General features: G+C 65.2%; 21 protein-coding genes. 13 read left to right on the forward strand and 8 right to left on the reverse strand.

The window, feature by feature from the left end; genetic code table 11:
* Nucleotides 1–155: 155 nt before the first annotated feature.
* The 7 genes from ppsA to dnaB all read left to right on the forward strand — a co-directional run bounded on the left by ppsA (nucleotide 156) and on the right by dnaB (nucleotide 6,324).
* On the forward strand, nucleotides 156–2,549 hold the full coding sequence (gene ppsA / locus NWF24_RS09490; protein WP_258353959.1) for a phosphoenolpyruvate synthase: 2,394 nt from the start codon (nucleotides 156–158) through the stop codon (nucleotides 2,547–2,549).
* Nucleotides 2,550–2,672: 123 nt separating this feature from the next.
* On the forward strand, nucleotides 2,673–3,170 hold the full coding sequence (locus tag NWF24_RS09495; protein WP_258353960.1) for a hypothetical protein: 498 nt from the start codon (nucleotides 2,673–2,675) through the stop codon (nucleotides 3,168–3,170).
* 116 nt (nucleotides 3,171–3,286) lie between these two features.
* Nucleotides 3,287–3,661, forward strand: a complete 375-nt coding sequence (gene rpsF / locus NWF24_RS09500) for a 30S ribosomal protein S6 (RefSeq protein WP_093051100.1) — start codon at nucleotides 3,287–3,289, stop codon at nucleotides 3,659–3,661.
* A 4-nt stretch (nucleotides 3,662–3,665) separates the two neighbouring features.
* Nucleotides 3,666–3,980, forward strand: coding sequence for a primosomal replication protein N (gene priB, locus NWF24_RS09505; RefSeq protein ID WP_258353961.1), 315 nt, complete (start codon nucleotides 3,666–3,668; stop codon nucleotides 3,978–3,980).
* Between the two features lie 21 nt (nucleotides 3,981–4,001).
* Nucleotides 4,002–4,283 carry a 30S ribosomal protein S18 gene (gene rpsR / locus NWF24_RS09510; protein ID WP_007830781.1) on the forward strand — a complete coding sequence of 94 codons (282 nt, stop codon included), beginning with the start codon at nucleotides 4,002–4,004 and terminating at the stop codon, nucleotides 4,281–4,283.
* 12 nt (nucleotides 4,284–4,295) lie between these two features.
* Nucleotides 4,296–4,748, forward strand: a complete 453-nt coding sequence (gene rplI, locus NWF24_RS09515; protein ID WP_258353962.1) for a 50S ribosomal protein L9 — start codon at nucleotides 4,296–4,298, stop codon at nucleotides 4,746–4,748.
* A gap of 169 nt (nucleotides 4,749–4,917) precedes the next feature.
* Nucleotides 4,918–6,324 carry a replicative DNA helicase gene (gene dnaB, locus NWF24_RS09520; RefSeq protein WP_093051090.1) on the forward strand — a complete coding sequence of 469 codons (1,407 nt, stop codon included), beginning with the start codon at nucleotides 4,918–4,920 and terminating at the stop codon, nucleotides 6,322–6,324.
* Nucleotides 6,325–6,341: 17 nt separating this feature from the next.
* Here dnaB and NWF24_RS09525 read toward each other — a convergent pair whose 3' ends face one another.
* The 8 genes from NWF24_RS09525 to NWF24_RS09560 form a co-directional block, all read right to left on the reverse strand.
* Nucleotides 6,342–7,091, reverse strand: a complete 750-nt coding sequence (locus NWF24_RS09525) for a helix-turn-helix transcriptional regulator (protein ID WP_258353963.1) — start codon at nucleotides 7,089–7,091, stop codon at nucleotides 6,342–6,344.
* Entirely contained in the window at nucleotides 7,091–7,558 is a 468-nt protein-coding gene (locus tag NWF24_RS09530) for an MGMT family protein (RefSeq protein WP_258353964.1), read from the reverse strand. The genes NWF24_RS09525 and NWF24_RS09530 overlap by 1 nt, the downstream gene beginning before the upstream one ends.
* Nucleotides 7,555–8,004: a GyrI-like domain-containing protein gene (locus tag NWF24_RS09535; protein ID WP_258353965.1), complete on the reverse strand. Its 450-nt coding sequence runs from the start codon at nucleotides 8,002–8,004 to the stop codon at nucleotides 7,555–7,557. The genes NWF24_RS09530 and NWF24_RS09535 overlap by 4 nt, the downstream gene beginning before the upstream one ends.
* Nucleotides 8,005–8,019: 15 nt before the next feature.
* Nucleotides 8,020–8,469: an EVE domain-containing protein gene (locus tag NWF24_RS09540; protein WP_258353966.1), complete on the reverse strand. Its 450-nt coding sequence runs from the start codon at nucleotides 8,467–8,469 to the stop codon at nucleotides 8,020–8,022.
* Between the two features lie 7 nt (nucleotides 8,470–8,476).
* Nucleotides 8,477–8,854, reverse strand: coding sequence for a VOC family protein (locus NWF24_RS09545; RefSeq protein WP_258353967.1), 378 nt, complete (start codon nucleotides 8,852–8,854; stop codon nucleotides 8,477–8,479).
* A gap of 153 nt (nucleotides 8,855–9,007) precedes the next feature.
* Nucleotides 9,008–10,789, reverse strand: coding sequence for a PhoH family protein (locus NWF24_RS09550; protein ID WP_258353968.1), 1,782 nt, complete (start codon nucleotides 10,787–10,789; stop codon nucleotides 9,008–9,010).
* A 211-nt stretch (nucleotides 10,790–11,000) separates the two neighbouring features.
* Nucleotides 11,001–11,477, reverse strand: coding sequence for a peroxiredoxin (locus NWF24_RS09555; protein WP_007830801.1), 477 nt, complete (start codon nucleotides 11,475–11,477; stop codon nucleotides 11,001–11,003).
* A gap of 149 nt (nucleotides 11,478–11,626) precedes the next feature.
* Nucleotides 11,627–12,010 (reverse strand): Mth938-like domain-containing protein, encoded by a 384-nt coding sequence (locus NWF24_RS09560; protein ID WP_093203314.1) that lies wholly within the window; start codon nucleotides 12,008–12,010, stop codon nucleotides 11,627–11,629.
* A 112-nt stretch (nucleotides 12,011–12,122) separates the two neighbouring features.
* Here NWF24_RS09560 and NWF24_RS09565 point away from each other — a divergent pair, with 112 nt between their 5' ends.
* Genes NWF24_RS09565 through NWF24_RS09590 form a run of 6 tightly spaced genes read left to right on the forward strand, consistent with a single transcriptional unit; the run spans nucleotide 12,123 to nucleotide 18,978 of the window.
* Complete coding sequence (locus NWF24_RS09565; RefSeq protein WP_093051067.1) at nucleotides 12,123–13,355, forward strand: pyridoxal phosphate-dependent aminotransferase; 1,233 nt, start codon at nucleotides 12,123–12,125, stop codon at nucleotides 13,353–13,355.
* On the forward strand, nucleotides 13,352–14,386 hold the full coding sequence (locus NWF24_RS09570; RefSeq protein WP_258353969.1) for a DUF1176 domain-containing protein: 1,035 nt from the start codon (nucleotides 13,352–13,354) through the stop codon (nucleotides 14,384–14,386). Before NWF24_RS09565 ends, NWF24_RS09570 begins: the two co-directional genes overlap by 4 nt.
* Before the next feature lie 14 nt (nucleotides 14,387–14,400).
* Nucleotides 14,401–15,723 carry a homoserine dehydrogenase gene (locus NWF24_RS09575; protein WP_093077660.1) on the forward strand — a complete coding sequence of 441 codons (1,323 nt, stop codon included), beginning with the start codon at nucleotides 14,401–14,403 and terminating at the stop codon, nucleotides 15,721–15,723.
* Nucleotides 15,720–17,135 carry a threonine synthase gene (thrC, locus tag NWF24_RS09580; RefSeq protein WP_258353970.1) on the forward strand — a complete coding sequence of 472 codons (1,416 nt, stop codon included), beginning with the start codon at nucleotides 15,720–15,722 and terminating at the stop codon, nucleotides 17,133–17,135. The genes NWF24_RS09575 and thrC overlap by 4 nt, the downstream gene beginning before the upstream one ends.
* Before the next feature lie 18 nt (nucleotides 17,136–17,153).
* Nucleotides 17,154–17,699, forward strand: coding sequence for a molybdopterin-guanine dinucleotide biosynthesis protein B (mobB, locus tag NWF24_RS09585; protein WP_258353971.1), 546 nt, complete (start codon nucleotides 17,154–17,156; stop codon nucleotides 17,697–17,699).
* Nucleotides 17,692–18,978 (forward strand): molybdopterin molybdotransferase MoeA, encoded by a 1,287-nt coding sequence (locus NWF24_RS09590; protein ID WP_258353972.1) that lies wholly within the window; start codon nucleotides 17,692–17,694, stop codon nucleotides 18,976–18,978. The genes mobB and NWF24_RS09590 overlap by 8 nt, the downstream gene beginning before the upstream one ends.
* Nucleotides 18,979–18,980 lie beyond the last annotated feature (2 nt).

Below are 18,980 nucleotides of genomic sequence, written 5' to 3' on the forward strand. Positions count from 1 at the left end.
GCAACCTTGCCACGCCTACAATCCGGGCCATTATCGGGAATCCGCTTCCCAGCCCCAATTCTTTCCATGCACACCGCGCCCGCACCCAAAGCAACGACAACGATCGTGCCGCGCCGTCTGCATGCGGCACTGGTTTCAACTTCTGGAGCTTCCCCATGTCTGCACTTTTCGACGCGACCGCCCTGGTCGTACCGTTTGAAAACCTGAGAATGACCGACGTCGAGGCGGTTGGCGGCAAGAACGCCAGCCTCGGCGAAATGATCTCGCAGCTGCCGCAGGGCGTGCGGGTGCCCACCGGTTTCGCGACCACGGCGCACGCATTCCGCCAGTTCCTGGCCCACGACGGCCTGGCCGACAAGATCAGCAAGCGGCTTGCCGCGCTGGACACCGAGGACGTGCGCGCACTGGCCACCGCCGGCGCCGAGATCCGCGCCATGGTCGAGGCCCAGCCGTTCCCGGCCGACCTGCAGAAGGCCATTGGCGAGGCCTTTGCCACGCTGAGCTCGGGCAACCCCGCCGCCTCGTTCGCCGTGCGCTCGTCGGCCACCGCTGAAGACCTGCCCGACGCTTCCTTCGCGGGCCAGCAGGAAACCTTCCTGAACGTGGTCGGCATTGACGACGTGCTGCACAAGATGAAGGAGGTGTTTGCCTCCCTCTACAACGACCGCGCCATCAGCTACCGCGTGCACAAGGGCTTCGAGCACGACGTGGTCGCGCTGTCGGCCGGCGTGCAGCGAATGGTGCGCTCCGACCTCGGCGCCGCCGGCGTGATGTTCACCATCGACACCGAATCGGGCTTCGAGGACGTGGTGTTCATCACCTCCAGCTACGGCCTGGGCGAAACGGTGGTGCAGGGCGCCGTGAACCCCGACGAGTTCTACGTGCACAAGCCGACGCTGCGCGCCGGCAAGAAGGCCGTCATCCGCCGCAACCTGGGTTCCAAGCTGATCCAGATGGAGTTCGCCACGCCTGAAGAAAAAAAGGCGACCGGCAAGCTGGTGAAGACCACCGACGTCAAGGCCGAGCAGCGCAACCGCTATTCGCTGAGCGACGCCGACGTCGAGCAGCTGGCCAGGTACGCGCTGGTCATCGAAGAGCACTATGGCCGCCCGATGGACATCGAGTGGGGCAAGGACGGCACCGACGGCCATCTCTACATCCTGCAGGCGCGTCCCGAAACCGTGAAGAGCCAGCAGCAGGGCAAGGCCGAGCAGCGCTACAAGCTGCTGGGCAAAGGTGCCGTGCTGGCCGAGGGCCGTGCCATCGGCCAGAAGATCGGCACCGGCCCCGTGCGGCTGGTGCACAACATCAGCGAGATGGACAAGGTCCAGGCCGGCGACGTGCTCGTCACCGACATGACCGACCCCAACTGGGAACCCGTGATGAAGCGCGCTGCCGCCATCGTCACCAACCGCGGCGGGCGCACCTGCCACGCGGCCATCATCGCGCGCGAACTGGGCATTCCGGCCGTGGTCGGCTGCGGCGACGCCACCGACCTGCTGAAAGACGGCACGCTGGTCACGGTGAGCTGCGCCGAGGGCGACACCGGCTTCATCTACGACGGCCTGCTCGAAACCGAAGTGACCGAAGTGCAGCGCGGCGTGATGCCCGAAATCGACATCCAGCTGATGATGAACGTGGGCAACCCCCAGCTCGCCTTCGACTTCGCGCAGCTGCCGAACCACGGCGTGGGCCTCGCGCGGCTCGAGTTCATCATCAACAACAACATCGGCGTGCACCCGAAGGCGATCCTCGACTATCCGAACGTCGATAACGACCTGAAGAAGGCTGTCGAGTCGGTGGCCCGCGGCCACGCCTCGCCGCGCGCCTTCTACGTCGACAAGGTTGCCGAAGGCATCGCGACCATCGCGGCGGCCTTCTGGCCCAAGAAGGTTATCGTGCGCCTCTCGGACTTCAAGTCGAACGAGTACCGCAAACTGATCGGCGGCAGCCGCTACGAGCCGGAAGAAGAAAACCCGATGCTGGGCTTCCGTGGCGCCGCGCGCTACCTGAGCGCCGATTTCGGCGAGGCCTTTGCCATGGAGTGCGAAGCGCTGAAGCGCGTGCGCAACGACATGGGCCTGACCAACGTGCAGATCATGGTGCCCTTCGTGCGCACCCTGGGCCAGGCCGAGCGCGTGACCACGCTGCTGGGCGAACACGGCCTGAAGCGCGGTGAGAACGACCTCAAGCTGATCATGATGTGCGAGGTGCCGAGCAACGCCATCCTGCCCGAGGCGTTCCTGAAGTTCTTCGACGGCTTCTCGATCGGCTCGAACGACCTGACCCAGCTCACGCTGGGCCTGGACCGCGACTCGGGCCTCGAGCTGCTGGCAGCCGACTTCGACGAACGCGATCCGGCCATCAAGGCGCTGCTGAGCCGCGTCATCAAGGCCTGCAAGGCCGAGGGCAAGTACGTGGGCATCTGCGGCCAGGGCCCCAGCGACCACCCGGACTTCGCGCTGTGGCTGGCGGAGGAGGGGATCGAATCGATTTCCCTGAACCCCGACAGCGTGATCGACACCTGGCAGCAGCTCGCCAAGCGCTGAAGCCCGGACTGCGGAAATCCCCATGGGGGGATTCCCGCGACGGTGGGGTGTTATTGAAACGAATTGCGTAATTGATGCCAGACTTGTGAGATTCACGGGCGCATCCCGGAAGGGAAGACCACCATGATTCTTGTCAAGACGCAAACGGGCCATCAGGTTCTCAAGGACCGCTCGGTCCCTCTGTCGCCGCGCCAGCGCTCGGCCTTCATCCTGTTCGACGGCAAGCGCTCGGTCGACGAGGTGCTGGCCAACGGCATGGGCATTGCCCGCGAAGACATCGATCAGATGGTGGCGCTGGGGCTGCTCGAGCCGGCGGAGGGCAGTGCAGCATCGCCGGCCGCCGGAGGCGCATCCGCTGAGGCAGTGGCGAAAACGGTCGCGCCGGCTGCACCCGCTGCTCCCGCTGTGGGCTCCTCCGGGCGCAGCAAGCAGCAGCGCTACAAGGACGCCTATCCCATCGCCACGCAGCTCACCGGCAGCCTGGGCCTGATGGGCTTCCGGCTCAACCTGCAGGTCGAGGGCACGACGAGCTATGAAGACCTCCTGGCGCTGGCGCCCAAGATCCGCGCCGCGGTGGGCCCGGAGAAGGCCGCCGCCCTGGACAAGGCCCTCAACGACTGAGGTGGCTTGCCGAAGTGCGCTCTACAGGGCTATAATCGCTGGCTTTGCCTTGCCACACTGCGCCCGACGCTGCAGGTGGCTTTTCCTCTTCCTCGGAAGAATCCACAAGGAGTGCCATGCGTCACTACGAAATCATTTTGCTGATCCACCCGGATCAGAGCGAACAAGTTCCGGCCATGCTGGAGCGCTACAAGGGCCTGATCACGGCCGGCGGCGGCAAGATCCACCGCGTTGAAGACTGGGGCCGTCGTCAGCTGGCTTACCAGATCAACAAGCTCAACAAGGCCCACTACCTGTGCGTCAACATCGAAGCTGAGCAAACCGTGATGGGCGAACTCGAACACGCGTTCAAGTTCAACGACGCCGTGCTGCGCCACCTGACCGTTCAGAAGAAGAAGGCCGAAACCGGTCCTTCGTCGATGATGAAGACGGTCGAGCGCGAAGAGGCTCGCAAGGCCCAGCAGGCCGAATACGCCGCCAACAACAACTGATGGCGTGACTGCTGCCGCTGCGGCAACCGGGGTCAACCAGCTTCTGCTGACCGCCTCCGTTGCCGAACTCGGAGCATTGCGATTCACGCCAGCCGGCTTGCCAGCCATAGACCTGAAGCTCGAACACGAGTCGACGCTCCAGGAGGCAGGTAAACCCAGGCAGGTGAAGACGGCCCTCAAGGCCGTTGCCTTCGGCGCCATCGCCGAACGGCTCGCAAGGCAGTCGATGGGAAGTCTCTGGCGTTTTCAGGGCTTTCTCGCGACACCGGGCAACGGCAAGCATCCGGTCCTGCACATCCAGGATTTTCAGCAAGATTAATTTTCGACAAGAGGTCCCCAAATGGCCACGTTCAAGAAATTCAACAAAGACAAGCGCCCGAAGCGCAACACCCAGTCGCTGCTGTTCAAGCGCAAGCGCTTCTGCCGCTTCACCGTCGCTGGCGTCGAGGAAATCGACTACAAGGACATCGACACGCTGCGTGACTTCATCAGCGAAAACGGCAAGATCATCCCCGCCCGCCTGACCGGCACGCGCGCGATCTACCAACGCCAGCTGAACACCGCTATCAAGCGCGCGCGCTTCCTGGCCATGGTGCCGTACAGCGACCAGCACCGCGTCTAAGGAGTCGACACCATGCAAATCATTCTTCTGGACAAGGTTGTCAACGTCGGTGCCCTGGGCGACATCGTCAAGGTCAAGGACGGCTACGCACGCAACTTCCTGATTCCGACGGGCCGCGCCCGCCGCGCTACCGCCGCCAACAAGGCCGAATTCGAAGCCAAGCGCGCTGAACTCGAAAAGGCTGCGGCCGCCAAGCTGGCCGAATCGCAAGCTCAAGGCGAAAAGCTCGGTGGCACGACCATCAAGCTGACGCAAAAGGCTGGCGTTGACGGCCGTCTGTTCGGCTCGGTCACCAACGGCGACATCGCCGAAGAACTGGGCAAGCAAGGCTACAAGGTTGCCAAGTCGCAAGTGCGCCTGCCCAACGGCCCGATCAAGGTCGTTGGCGACAGCACCGTGAGCGTGGCCCTGCACACCGACGTGGTGGTCGACATCACCGTGACGGTCTACGGCGAAACCGCCTGATCGTCCACAGCGCCTGTGCGCTGCAGCAAAAGCCGCCTTCGGGCGGCTTTTCTTTTTCTGCGCCCGAGTTTTCCAGTCGATTGCACTGGAAGATCACCGTTTATTCACAACCTTGTCCACACGCGCATCGGCGCGCGCGGCTTAGCATGCAGGGTTGCAAGGGAAGTCCATGTCCGCCGTTTTCTCCTATGCCGACAATGATCCGTCGGCCGATCGCCAGGTTGCTCAACTGCGCATTCCGCCTCATTCCATCGAGGCCGAATCCAGTGTGCTCGGCGGCCTGCTGCTCGACAACGGCGCCTGGGACCGCATGGGCGACCTGCTGGTTGACGGCGACTTCTACCGCCACGAACACAAGCTGATCTACGCCGCCATCGGTGGGCTGATCAACGCCAGCAAGCCGGCCGACGTGATCACCGTCTACGAGCAGCTGCAGAATCTCGGCAAGGCCGACGACATCGGCGGGCTGGTGTACCTGAATTCGCTCGCGCAGTACGTGCCCAGCGCGAGCAACATCCGCCGCTACGCCGAGATCGTGCGCGAGCGCTCGATCCTGCGCAAACTGGTTTCCGCCAGCGACGAGATCGCGACCAACGCCTTCAATCCGCAGGGCAAGGCGGTCGACAAGATCCTCGACGAAGCCGAGCAGAAGATCTTCAACATCGGCGAAGAAGGCACGCGGATGAAGCAGGGCTTCCAGAGCATGGATGCCCTGGTGGTCGAACTGCTCGACCGCGTGACGGAAATGGCCGAGAACCCGAACGACATCACGGGCGTGCGCACCGGCTTCAACGACTTCGACAAGATGACCTCGGGCCTGCAGCCGGGCGACATGATCGTGCTGGCTGCGCGTCCCTCAATGGGGAAGACCTCGCTCGCGATCAACATCGCCGAGCACGTGGCGCTCGAAGAAGGTCTGCCGGTGGCGGTGTTCTCGATGGAAATGGGCGCCGCGCAGTTGGCAGTGCGTATCGTGGGTTCCATCGGCCGTATCGACCAGGGCCACCTGCGCACTGGCAAGCTCAGCGACGAAGAGTGGCCGCGCCTGACCGAGGCCATCGAGAAGCTGCGCACCGTGTCGCTGCACATCGACGAAACGCCTGGCCTCTCGACCAGCGAACTGCGCGCCAACGCGCGCCGCCTCGCGCGCCAGTACGGGCGCCTGGGCCTGATCGTGGTCGACTACCTGCAGCTGATGTCGACCAGCACTTCGGGCGACGAGAACCGCGCCACCGCCGTGGGCGAAATCTCGCGCGGCCTGAAGATGCTGGCCAAGGAACTGAAGTGCCCGGTGATCGCGCTGTCGCAGCTCAGCCGCGGCGTTGAAAGCCGCACCGACAAGCGCCCCATGATGAGCGACTTGCGCGAATCCGGCGCCATCGAGCAGGACGCGGACATCATCATGTTCATCTACCGCGACGACTACTACAACAAGGAGTCGAAGGAGCCGGGCGTGGCCGAGGTGATCATCAGCAAGCACCGGAACGGCCCGACCGGTACCATCAAGCTGGCCTTCCTGAAGCCGATCACCAAGTTCGAGAACCTGGTGGGCTACAGCCACAACGACGAGTACTGAGCCGGCGCGGAAGGTCGTCAGCTGGAGCCGTTGCCGGACCAGGGCGGCGAGTCCGATGGCTTCTGCGGCACCACCTTGCCCTGCGCCGTCTCGGCCTTCATCTGTCGAAGCATGTCTGCCAGCGTCTTGCCCGGCTCGTCGCGGAAGCGCTCGGGCAGCACCTCGATCGTGTCCATGCGATCCAGGCGAAAGCCCCGGAAGTCATTGCGCAGTTCGCACCAGGTCGAGAGCGTCCAGACCTTGCCCCAATAGAAGCAGCCGAGCGGCCGCACCGTGCGTTCGCTGGCGTCGCCCGATACGTCGTGGTACTGCAGCAGCAGCTTGTTGTGCGACTGCACCGCTTCGCGCAGCGTCTGCAGCCGCGTGCGCAGGGTTTTGTCCAGGCCCATCGCGGGGGCGTAGAGCGCCAGAGCTTCGGCCGAGACGCGCGCCGCCGGCGGCAGCACCGACAGAATCTTGCCCAGCCCGGTCTCGATGTCGCGTGCCAGCGCTGGATCGACCCAGCTCTGTGCGAGCCGCGCTGCGGCCACCAGGGCCGAGGCCTCGTCCTGCGTGAACATCAGCGGTGGCAGCTCGAAGCCGGCGCCCAGTCGATAACCCACGCCCGCCTCGCCCTCGATGGGCACGCCTTGATGCTGCAAGTCGGCCACGTCGCGGTACACCGTGCGCTCCGACACTTCGAGGCGCTGCGCCAGGAACGCGGCCGTGGTCAGCCGACGCCCGCGGATGAGCTGCACGAGTTGGAACAGGCGGTCTGCGCGGCGCATCAGCGTGTTCCGGTGAGCTTCTTCGCGAAGTCTTCGACGAAGTAGCGCTTGCCGCGCTGCACAACCGTGTGGCCTTCGCCTTCGAGCTTCGACATCTGCGCCTCGATGCCACCGGGGTACTTGGGGTTGAGCTCGCCGCCGACCTTGAGGGTGCGCCAGTAGGGCGTTCGCTCTTCCGTCCTTGCTGCCTCCTCGGCCGCATGCGCGACCATGTGCGCGAAGATCGCCGTGGTCACTGTGCAGCCGATGGTCGCCTGGTGGCGCAGCGCGATGTCTTCGCCGATACCCATCACCGTTGCGAGTCGGCCTTCTGGAATGCTGCGCATCGCGGCTTCCACCTCCCGCGGCGACGGCGTGGCGATGGTCCCTTCGCCGCGCCGAGGGCGCATGGCGGCGGGAATCTCCTTGACGTTCGGCAGGTGAGGGTAGCTGGCCAACCTGTCGCGCCAGCTCTTCTTGGGGCTCATGAAACTCCGATGTGGATCGCCACCTTGTCCGGCCCTTCGTAGGCTTCGAAATCGCTGCGGTAGCGGCGCGCGACTTCCGGGTGTGCCTCGAAATACTGCCAGATGCGCTGCCATGTGGCGATGACCATCTGCGGCATCTCTCCCTGGCCGGTGAATACAAGGTAGTCGCCAGCCTCGACGGCCAGACTGTCTTGGCCACCCGAGACGGCGACACCCGCCGTCACGTCGAAGGCGCCGTGGGCGTCGGACTCGTAGGCCGAGTAGACGCTGAAGATGCGGATGTCGCCGGTGCGGTCCGGCGTCGATGCGTAAGTCTCTTCGCCGAAGAAGCGGCCCCACAGCTTGCCGATGCGGGCGGTCGCGGGGTCGTTCTCTTCGTGGTTGGTGGTGCGGATGGTGAGGCCCGCGACGTGAAAGGCATCCTGGTGTTGGCGGGTAGGTTCCATAGGGGGGGCTTCTCCTCAAAGCGACAGTGTTTTCAGATCGGCCTTCATGGCCTGGGCGATCAGCTTCATGTCGGCGTCGGTGACGTCGAACATGCCAAAGCGAAACTTGTAGCCCCATTGCTTGGGGTTCTCGATGAAGGCCAGGCGCTCGATCAACGGTGCGATCGGCGCCTCGTGCCCGGCTGCATAGGCCACGTCGCGCCGCCAGGGCACGAAGCCGTTGCCCATGTCGAATTCATACGGCTCGCCGGGTTGTACGACGCCGATCGACACGAAGCTCTGCAGCCTGTCCGTGCCCCCGAACACCGTGGACGGCGAATAGTAGGCGACGCGGTCGCCCGCCGAGAGCCGCTTGAGCGGCGAATGCTTGCCGTGGCCGACCTGCATGAAGCCGAGCGGCCGATGATCGCGGCCGAGCCGTGCGTGCTCGGCGCTGGCTACGGCGATCCAGTTGCGTTGCGTCATGACGGGATCAATCCAGCGCGTGCAGGCCGACTTCGTTGCCTTCGGTATCGCGCATGTGGGCGATGAAGCCCATGCCGGGAGGCAGCGCGGACTTGGGCGCCACGATCTGTCCGCCTGCGGCCTCGACCCGCGCAAGCACGGCGTCGATGCCAGGGTTGCAGTCGAGGTAGATGCGAATGCCCGTGCCGGCGCGCGCGCTGGCGTTGGCTCCGGCCTGCAGGGCACCGCCCGTGGCGGGATCGTCGTAGGGGAACACGGCCAGCGTCTCGCCGCCGAAGTTCTCGCGGCGCAGCTTGCGGGCCAGCACAGTCTCATAGAAGGCCTGGGCGCGGTCCATGTCGGCGACCGGGATCTCGAACCAGCTGATGGCGTTCTGTTTTTGCATTTTGGGGCTCTCTTTCGTATCGGTTGAAGGAGCCCTGATGGTGCGAGCCGCCTACTGACAACGTCTTGTCAGTAGCCTGTCACCGCAGGCGAAAAAAAGCCCGCGATGCTCCGGGGAGCATGCGCGGGCTTGTGTCGGCCTGTGCCGCTGGTTTTAGAGCACGTCGCTGGCGAAATCCGCCAGCCGCGAGCGTTCGCCGCGCGCCAGCGTGATGTGCCCGCCGTGCGGCCAGCCCTTGAACTTGTCGACCGCGAAGGTCAGGCCCGAGGAGCCTTCCGTCAGGTACGGCGTGTCGATCTGCGCGAGATTGCCCATGCAGATGATCTTCGTGCCGGGGCCGGCGCGGGTGATCAGCGTCTTCATCTGCTTGGGCGTCAGGTTCTGCGCCTCGTCGATGATCACGTACTTGTTGAGGAAGGTGCGTCCGCGCATGAAGTTCATGCTCTTGACCTTGATGCGGCTGCGGATCAGCTCGTTGGTGGCCGCGCGGCCCCACTCGCCGGCACCGCCGCCGTCGCCCTTGGCCAGGAACTCGAGGTTGTCATCGAGCGCGCCCATCCAGGGGCCCATCTTTTCCTCTTCCGTGCCGGGCAGGAAGCCGATGTCTTCGCCGACGCTCACGGTGGCGCGGGTCATGATGATCTCGGTGTAGCGGCGGTCGTCGAGCACCTGCGTGAGGCCGGAAGCCAGCGCCATCAGGGTCTTGCCGGTGCCGGCGGTGCCGGTCAGCGTGACGAAGTCGATCTCGGGGTCCATCAGCAGGTTCATCGCGAAGTTCTGCTCGCGGTTGCGCGTGTTTACGCCCCAGACCGCGTTCTTGCCCGAGCTGTAGTCCTTGAGCGTCTTGAGCACCGCGGTCTTGTCGCGGATTTCGGTGACGCGGGCGTACATGCTCGGCTCGCCGGGCGCCTCGAAGTACACGAACTGGTTGATGTACAGGTTGGGCACCAGCGGACCGCTGATTCGGTAGAAGGTATTGCTGCCGCTCTGCCAGCTTTCGACCGTCTTGCTCTGGCGGGTCCAGAAGTCGGGCGGCAGTGCGAGCGAACCGGCGTAGAGCAGGTCGCCGTCTTCCAGCGTCTTGTCGTTCTGGTAGTCGTCGGCGGCAAGGCCCAGCGCGCGCGCCTTGACGCGCATGTTGATGTCCTTCGACACCAGCACCACTTCCTGCTTCGGTTTGCCCGGCCGGTCCTTGGCGTACTCGTCGCGCAGCGCGTGCACCACGCCGAGGATCTGGTTGTCAGCCTTGCCCTGGGGCAGGCTGATCGGCAGTGAGTAGTCGAGCGGGGCGGTCTGGAAGAACAGCCGGCCGCCGGCTTCGCGGTGGCCGGTGGTGTCGAGCTTCAGGCCCTTGTCGATGTCGGCGTCCTGGGCGCCGGCCAGCGCATCGAGCGTGCGGCTGGTCTGGCGGCCGTTGCGCGCGACTTCGGTGGTGCCTTTCTTGTGGCCGTCGAGTTCTTCCAGCACGATCATCGGCAGGAAGATGTCGTGCTCCTCGAAGCGGAACAGGCACATGGGGTCGTGCAGCAGCACGTTCGTGTCGAGCACGAACAGCTTGGCCGGTCCATTGGACTTGTTGCGCTTGGGTCGCGTCGGCGCTTGCGGCGCTGGAGCGGGAGCTGGTGTGACTTCGACGACCGGCGCCTTCCTCGTCTCGACCTGCACCATGGCCTCCGGCTGCGGTGCGTTCACGGGCACGGGGGCCGACGCTGGTTTGGACCTGCCCCGGCGCGTCGGGCGCACGGTGGCGCCGCCGGCGCCTTCAGTGCCGAGGCTGTCGAACAATTCCAGCGGCTGCGGGCTGTGCACCGTGGCTTCGTCAGCGCGCGAATCGCCGGAACGGCGCGAGCCCCTGTGCGAGGACCGGGCGGGCGCATCGAGTGCGTCCGGCGAGAGCAATGCAGCGCGTTTCGTGGGGGCGGGGGGCAGTGGCATGTGTCAGATCGCTCGCAGAAAGTGGGAACCAGAAAACGAAAAAGCCGCCTGAAGACCAAGGCGGCTTTGTTCGGGGGATGCGGTCGTGGAGCTCAACGGCATGAAACCATTATGCACACCGCAGATGACGCGCCGGAGGCTCTTTACGCGCTGCGTTGGGCATTCCCCACGCCAGAGCGGAAAAGTGCACGGCCGGCTCGCCGGGCGGCGGTCAGGCAGCCTTCTTGAGCGCCTTGACGGCCTTGAGCACGTCGTCGACATGGCCCGGAACCTTGAGCCCGCGCCATTCGGCCTTCAGGATGCCGTCGGCGCCGATCAGGAAGGTGCTGCGCTCGATGCCCTTGACTTTCTTGCCGTACATGATCTTGTTCTTGACCACGCCGAACATGTGGCACATCTTTTCTTCCGTGTCGGCGATGAGCTCGAAGGGCAGTTCGAGCTTGGCCTTGAATTCGTCGTGCGACTTCATGTTGTCGCGGGACACGCCGAACACCGTGGCGCCGGCCTTTTCGAAGTCCTTGTAGCGGTCGCGAAACTGCATGGCTTCGGTGGTGCAACCCGGAGTGTTATCTTTCGGGTAAAAATACATGACCAGCACGTGGCCGAGATGCGAGGTATTCGAGACCTTGAGGCCGCCCGTGGCGTTGGCGTCGAATTCAGGAATGGGTTTGTTGACAACGATCGCCATGAAACTTGTTTTCTCCGTTAGATTCCGTTCCCGAGCCCTCTCGTCCCGTTTCGGACGGGACTTGCTCAAGGAATGGAGGATTGGTCGTTGCTAACTTTGGGGTAGCGGGCCTGTTCGCAACCCGGTATTTTACCCCGAAAATACCTCTCTCAGCCACCCGCCGGGCTCTCGACCAGCAGGGCGGCAATCACGTGCCGGCCTTCTCCGGCCAGGATGTTGTAGGTTCGGCAGGCTGCCGCGGTGTCCATGGTCTCGACGCCGGTGCGCTGCGCCATCAGGGGCTTCAGCCATGCGGGCTGGGGAAAGCGGATGCGGTTTCCGCTGCCGAAAATGATCAATTCCGCACCCAGGGCCGCCAATTGCGCGAAATGTTCGGCGCCGAGCTGGTCGAAGCTCGAACAATTCCATTCGAAGCGCTCGCCGCGCGAGCCAACCACTACGCTGCCTTCGACTTTTTCGTTGTTGATTGCCACCCAGCCGGGGCCGTGTGCGGTGAGGGACTGAGCGTCGGATTTGTCGGGCTGGAGCTTCATCTGGGCACTGGGAACTGTGGTCAAATTATAGGTTTTCCCTAGTGCCACGGGGCTCGCAAGGGCCTTTGACTACTCGTTAAGCAACTCCGCAACCCGCGCCCGGGAGGGCCTTTTGAAGCAGCTCAAGAAATCGGCCAAGCTGGCCAACGTTCTTTATGACATCCGCGGTCCCATCATGGACGCCGCCAAGCAGATGGAAGAAGACGGCCAGAAGATCATCAAGCTCAACATCGGCAATCTGGCCGTGTTCGGCTTCGATGCCCCCGAGGAAATCCAGCAGGACATGATCCGCAACCTGCCCACCTCGGCCGGTTACTCTGACAGCAAGGGCGTCTTCGCCGCGCGCAAGGCGGTGATGCACGAGACGCAGAAGCAGGGCATTGCGGGCGTCACCCTCGACGACATCTATCTCGGCAATGGCGCCAGCGAGCTGATTGCCATGTCCACGAACGCGCTGCTCAACGACGGCGACGAACTGCTGCTGCCGGCCCCTGATTACCCGCTGTGGACTGCTTCCACGAGCCTGTCGGGCGGCACGCCGGTGCACTACCTGTGCGACGAGGCCAACGGCTGGATGCCCAACCTCGACGACATCCGCGCCAAGATCACGCCCCGCACCAAGGGCATCGTGGTCATCAACCCGAACAACCCGACCGGCGCGCTGTACTCGAACGACCTGCTCAAGAGCATCGTGGCCATCGCGCGCGAGCATGGTCTCGTGATCTTCGCCGACGAGGTCTACGACAAGGTGCTGTACGACGGCGTCAAGCACACCGCCATTGCCAGCCTGTCGACCGACGTGCTCACGCTCACCTTCAATTCGCTGTCCAAGAGCTACCGTTCGTGCGGCTATCGCGCCGGCTGGCTCGTGGTGTCGGGCGACAAGCGCAGCGCACAGGACTACATCGAGGGCCTGAACATGCTCTCGAACATGCGTTTGTGCGCCAACGTGCCGGGCCAGTGGGCGATCCAGACGGCGCTCGGCGGCTACCAGAGCATCAACGACCTCGTGTGCGAGGGCGGCCGCCTGCGCCGCCAGCGCGACCTGGCCTACGAGCTCATCACCGCCATTCCGGGCGTGAGCTGCGTCAAGCCGAGCGCCGCGCTCTACATGTTCCCCAAGCTCGACCCGGAGGTCTATCCGATCGAGGACGACCGCCAGTTCTTCCTCGAGCTGCTGAAGGAAACCCGCGTGATGCTGGTGCAGGGTACCGGCTTCAACTGGGCCACGCCGGACCACTTTCGCATCGTGTTCCTGCCCCACGAAGACGACCTGCGCGAGGCCATCAACCGCATCGCGAAGTTCCTGGAGCAGTACCGTTTGCGCCGCAAGTCGCGCTCATGAAATCTGCCTGCATCGCTGCTGTGGCGTTGTCGCTCGCCGCGTTGTCCGCCGGAGCTGCCGACAAGGAGTCCGTCTCGTTCTCGCACAACGACTGGGAGCTGGCCTGCGACAACACGCGCACCTGCCGCGCCGCCGGTTACCAGCCGGAAAGCGGGGCGAGCGAGCCGGTGTCGATGCTCATCACCCGCAAGGCCGGGCCCGGCACGGCAATAGACATCCAGCTGCAGATCGGCGATGACGACGGCGTCAAGGGCCCGCTGCGCTTCAAGGTCGGCAAGGCCACCGTCTCGGGCCTGGCTGCGGGCACCGCCAGCTTCGACGACAGCCAGGTCCGCACCGTCCTGCCCGAACTGCTCAAGGGCGACGACGCCACGGTGACCGCCAACGGCGGCAAGAAGTGGACCCTTTCGCTCGCCGGCCTCAACGCCGTGCTGCTGAAGATGGACGAGGCCCAGGGCCGCGTCGGCACGCCGGGCGCGCTGGTGCGCCGCGGCAACAAGCCCGAGTCTTCGGTGCTGCCGCCGGTGCCGGCCCCTGTCGTGAACGTGGTCGTGCCGCCGAAGGCGCACCCCGGCGACGACGCGCTGGCCGCGCGCATCTTCCCGTCCCTGAAACTGGACAGCGCCAAGGAAGACTGCAACAACCGAGACGACATCAACGCCAAGTCGCTGACCGTCTCGCGCCTGACCGACCGGAAGGTGCTGCTGTCGCTGGGCTGTGGCATGGGCGCCTACAACTATTCCAGCCTGCTCTGGATCGCCAACGACAAGCCGCCCTTCGCGCCGGTGTCCATCGAGGCGAATGGCGACTTCGACGAGAAGGAAGGCAGCGTCACCTCTGCCATGAAAGGCCGAGGCATCGGCGACTGCTGGTCGAGCGAGACCTGGCATTTCAACGGCAAGGACTTCGTGCGCACCGGCTCCACAGGCGACGGCATGTGCCGCGGCTTTGCCGGCGGCGCCTGGACCTTGCCCCGCTACGTCAGCCGCGTCGTGACTTCCACGCCGTCAGCCACCCCATCCAAACCATGAACGCGACTCTCCCAATGAAACCCATCCAAGTAGGCCTGCTCGGCGCAGGCACGGTCGGCAGCGGCACCTTCAAGGTGCTCCAGCGCAACCAGGAAGAAATCAAGCGCCGCGCCGGCCGCGGCATCGAGATCACCATGGTGGCCGACCTCGACACCGCCCGCGCCCGCGAAGTGGTCGGCGAAGGCGTCAAGGTGGTCAGCGACGCGCGCGAAGTCATCGCCAACCCCGACATCGACATCGTCATCGAGCTCATCGGTGGCTATGGCATTGCCAAGCAACTGGTGCTCGAGGCCATCGCGGCCGGCAAGCACGTGGTCACGGCCAACAAGGCGTTGCTTGCGGTGCACGGCACCGAGATCTTCGCGGCCGCGCACGCCAAGGGCGTGATGGTGGCTTTCGAGGCCGCGGTGGCCGGTGGCATCCCGATCATCAAGGCGCTGCGCGAAGGCCTCACGGCCAACAGCATCCAGTGGCTGGCCGGCATCATCAACGGCACCACCAACTTCATCCTGTCCGAGATGCGCGACAAGGGCCTGGACTTCGCGACCGTGCTCAAGGAAGCGCAACGCCTGGGCTATGCCGAAGCCGACCCGACCTTCGACATCGAAGGCGTCGACGCCGGTCACAAGGTCACGCTGATGAGCGCCATTGCTTTCGGCATTCCGGTGCAGTTCGACAAGGCCCACATCGAGGGCATCACCAAGCTCGCCGCGCAGGACATCAAGTACGCCGAACAGCTGGGCTACCGCATCAAGCTGCTGGGCGTCACCAAGCGCACCGCCAAGGGCATCGAGCTGCGCGTGCACCCGTCGCTGGTGCCGTCGAAGCGCCTGCTGGCCAACGTCGAAGGCGCGATGAACGCGGTGGTGGTGCACGGCGACGCCGTCGGCACCACGCTCTACTACGGCAAGGGCGCCGGCAGCGAGCCCACGGCCAGCGCCGTGATCGCCGACCTGGTCGACATCACCCGCCTGCACACGGCCGACGCAGCGCACCGCGTGCCGCACCTGGCCTTCCACCCCGACGCGATGAGCGACCTGAAGGTGCTGCCGATGTCGGAAGTCGTCACCAGCTACTACCTGCGCCTGCGCGTGGCCGACCAGGCCGGCGTGCTCGCCAAGGTGACGGGTCTGCTGGCCACCGCCGGCATCAGCATCGACGCCGTGTTGCAGCGCGAAGCCGACGAAGTAGGCGGCGAGGGCTCCACGCAGACCGACCTCATCATCCTCACGCACGATGCGCGCGAAGGTACCGTCAACGACGTCATTGCCGAGCTGCAGGCGCTGCCGACCGTGCTCGAGCCCATCGTGCGCATCCGCAAGGAAGAGTTGAAGTGAACTACCTGAGCACCCGCGGCCACCCTGACCGCAAGCGCTTCTGCGAAATCCTCCTCGAAGGCCTCGCGCCCGACGGCGGCCTCTACCTGCCCGAAACGTACCCGCAGGTCGACACCGCCACGCTCGCCAAATGGCGCGCGCTGCCGTATGCCGAGCTGGCCTTCGAGATCCTCTCGCTCTACATCGACGACATTCTGCCGGCCGACCTGAAGGCGATCTGCGCGAAGACCTACACGGCCGAAGTTTTCGGCACCGACGAAATCGTGCCGCTGCGCGAGCTCGAAGACGGCGTGTACCTCGAAGCCCTGTCCAACGGCCCCACGCTGGCCTTCAAGGACATGGCGATGCAGCTGCTGGGTAACCTGTTCGAGTACGAACTGGCCCGTCGCGGCTCCGAGCTCAACATCCTCGGCGCCACCAGCGGCGACACGGGCAGCGCGGCCGAATACGCCATGCGCGGCAAGAAGGGCGTGCGCGTCTTCATGACCTCGCCCGACGGCCGCATGAGCCCGTTCCAGCAGGCGCAGATGTTCAGCCTGCAGGACGCCAACATCCACAACATTGCCATCACCGGTGTGTTCGACGACTGCCAGGACATCGTCAAGGCCGTGTCGAACGATCTGGGTTTCAAGCGCAAGTACCGCATCGGCACGGTCAATTCGATCAACTGGGCGCGCCTGCTGGCGCAGGTCGTCTACTACTTCGCCGGCTACTTCCAGGCCACGGCGAGCAACGACAAGCCCGTGAGCTTCACCGTGCCCTCGGGCAACTTCGGCAACGTCTGCGCGGGCCACGTGGCGCGCATGATGGGCCTGCCGATCCAGACGCTGGTGGTCGCCACCAACGAGAACGACGTGCTCGACGAGTTCTTCCGCACCGGCGTGTACCGCGTGCGCGCGGCCGTCGACACGCACGAGACCTCCAGCCCGTCGATGGACATCAGCAAGGCCAGCAACTTCGAGCGCTTCGTGTTCGACCTGGTCGGACGCGACTCCGCCAGGCTGCGCCAGCTGTTCGTGGACGACCTGGGCCTGCAGGGCAGCTTCGACCTGAGCGCCGACCCGGCGTTCAAGCAGGCTGCCGGGCGCTTCGGCTTTCGCAGTGGCCGCAGCACGCACGCCGACCGCCTGGCCACCATCCGCGACACCGAGAAGCGCTTTGCCACGCTGATCGATCCGCATACGGCCGACGGCCTCAAGGCCGCGCGCGAGCAGATCACGCCCGGCGTGCCGATGGTGGTGCTCGAAACCGCGCTGCCGATCAAGTTCGCCGCCACGCTGGTCGAGGCACTGGGCGAAGAGCCTGCGCGGCCGAAGAAGTTCGAAGGCATCGAGGCGCTGCCCAAGCGCGTCGTCAAGCTGCCGGCCGACGCGGAAGCCGTCAAGGCCTACATCGCCGAGAACTGTGACTGATCGCGCCCGGGCTCCCGCATGAAGGTCGTCGGTTTCGCCGGCTATTCGGGCGCGGGCAAGACCACGCTGCTCGAGCGCCTGATTCCGGCGCTCAAGCGGCTTGGCCAGCGCGTGTCGGTGGTCAAGCATGCGCATCACAAGTTCGACATCGACCATCCGGGCAAGGACACCTACCGCCATCGCGAGGCCGGCGCCTTCGAGGTGGTCGTGGCATCCGACAAGCGGCTCGCCGTGATGCGCGAGTTCGAAGTTCCCGTCGAGCTCAGCGTGCACCAGTTGCTGGTGGAGGTGCACCCGGCCGCCGACTGGGTGCTGGTCGAGGGCTTCCGGCACAGCGACGTGCTCAAGATCGAGGTCTGGCGCGAGCCGGAAGCGGGCGAGCCTTCGCGGCCCGTGCTGTACACCAACGATCCTTTCGTCACCGCCGTGGCCACCGACGCACCGGCCAGCCTGCCGTCGCCCACCGAACGGCCACTGTTCGACCTCAACGACGCCGAGGCCATTGCGAAGTGGTTGATCGACAGCGGCGACCGCTTCGAATACAACCCCGAGCACCATGGCTGATTCACCCGTTCCTTTTTTCGCTTCTTCGTCGCGTCCGCCACTGATGCCGTTGGACGAGGCCATTGCGGTCCTGCTCGCGAAGGCAACGCCGAAGCTGCCCACCGAAAGCGTCGGCACCTTCGACGCCGACGGCCGCGTGCTGGCGCAAGACCTCGTCTCCGGTCTCACGGTGCCACCGCGCGACAACAGTGCGATGGACGGCTATGCCGTGCGCGTGGCCGACTGCGCCGCACCTGGCGCCGAGCTGACAGTGGCGCAGCGCATTCCCGCAGGCACCGTCGGCACGGCGCTCGCGGCCGGCACCGCGGCGCGCATCTTCACGGGCGCGCAGATTCCGGAAGGAGCCGATGCGGTCGTGATGCAGGAAGACACCACGGCCACGCCACAGGAAGGCAGCCTGGGCTCGGTGCGTATCGCCATCGTTCCGGCGGCCGGGCAGTGGATTCGGCGCGCGGGCGAAGACGTGGCTGCAGGCGACGTCGTGCTGAAGCAGGGCGAGCGCCTCACGCCCGCCGCGCTCGGCCTCGCGGCCAGCATCGGCTTTCACAAGCTGCAGGTGGCCCGCAAGCCGCGCGTGGCCATGCTCTCCACCGGCGACGAGCTGGTGATGCCCGGCGAGGTTGCGCCCGACGCGATGAAGCCCGGCGCCATCTACAACTCGAACCGCTTCTTCATGCGGGCCTTGCTGCATCGCCTGGGCTGCGAGGTGGACGACCTGGGCATCGTGCCCGACGACCGCGAAGCCACCATCGCCGCGTTGCGCAACGCGGCCGAGGCCAGCGACCTGATCATCACGACCGGCGGTGTTTCCGTCGGCGAGGAAGACCACATCCGCGCGGCGCTGCAATCGCTTGGCGAGCTGCAGCTCTGGTCGCTGTCGATGAAGCCCGGCAAGCCTTTTGCCTACGGCTCCATTGCGCGCAGCAACGGGCAGGGTGCATGCCATGTGACGGGGCTGCCCGGCAATCCGGTGTCGAGCTTCCTCACCTTCCTGATGCTGGTGCGGCCCTTCCTGCTGACGCTGCAGGGCGGCACGCGCGTCGCGCCGGAAGCGGTGAAGATGCGCGCCGATTTCGACTGGCTGCGTGCCGACAAGCGCCGCGAGTTCCTGCGCGCGCGGCGCAATGCGGCCGGCGGCCTCGACCTGTTCGGCAACCAGAGTTCGGGCGTGCTCACGTCGATGGTCTGGGGCGACGGCTTGGTCGACAACCCGTCGGGCCAGACGATCAAGTCGGGCGACACCGTCAACTTCATTCCGTTCGCATCGCTGCTGGGCTGAAT

It is taken from the genome of Variovorax paradoxus (assembly GCF_024734665.1).
Taxonomy (GTDB): Bacteria; Pseudomonadota; Gammaproteobacteria; order Burkholderiales; family Burkholderiaceae_C; genus Variovorax.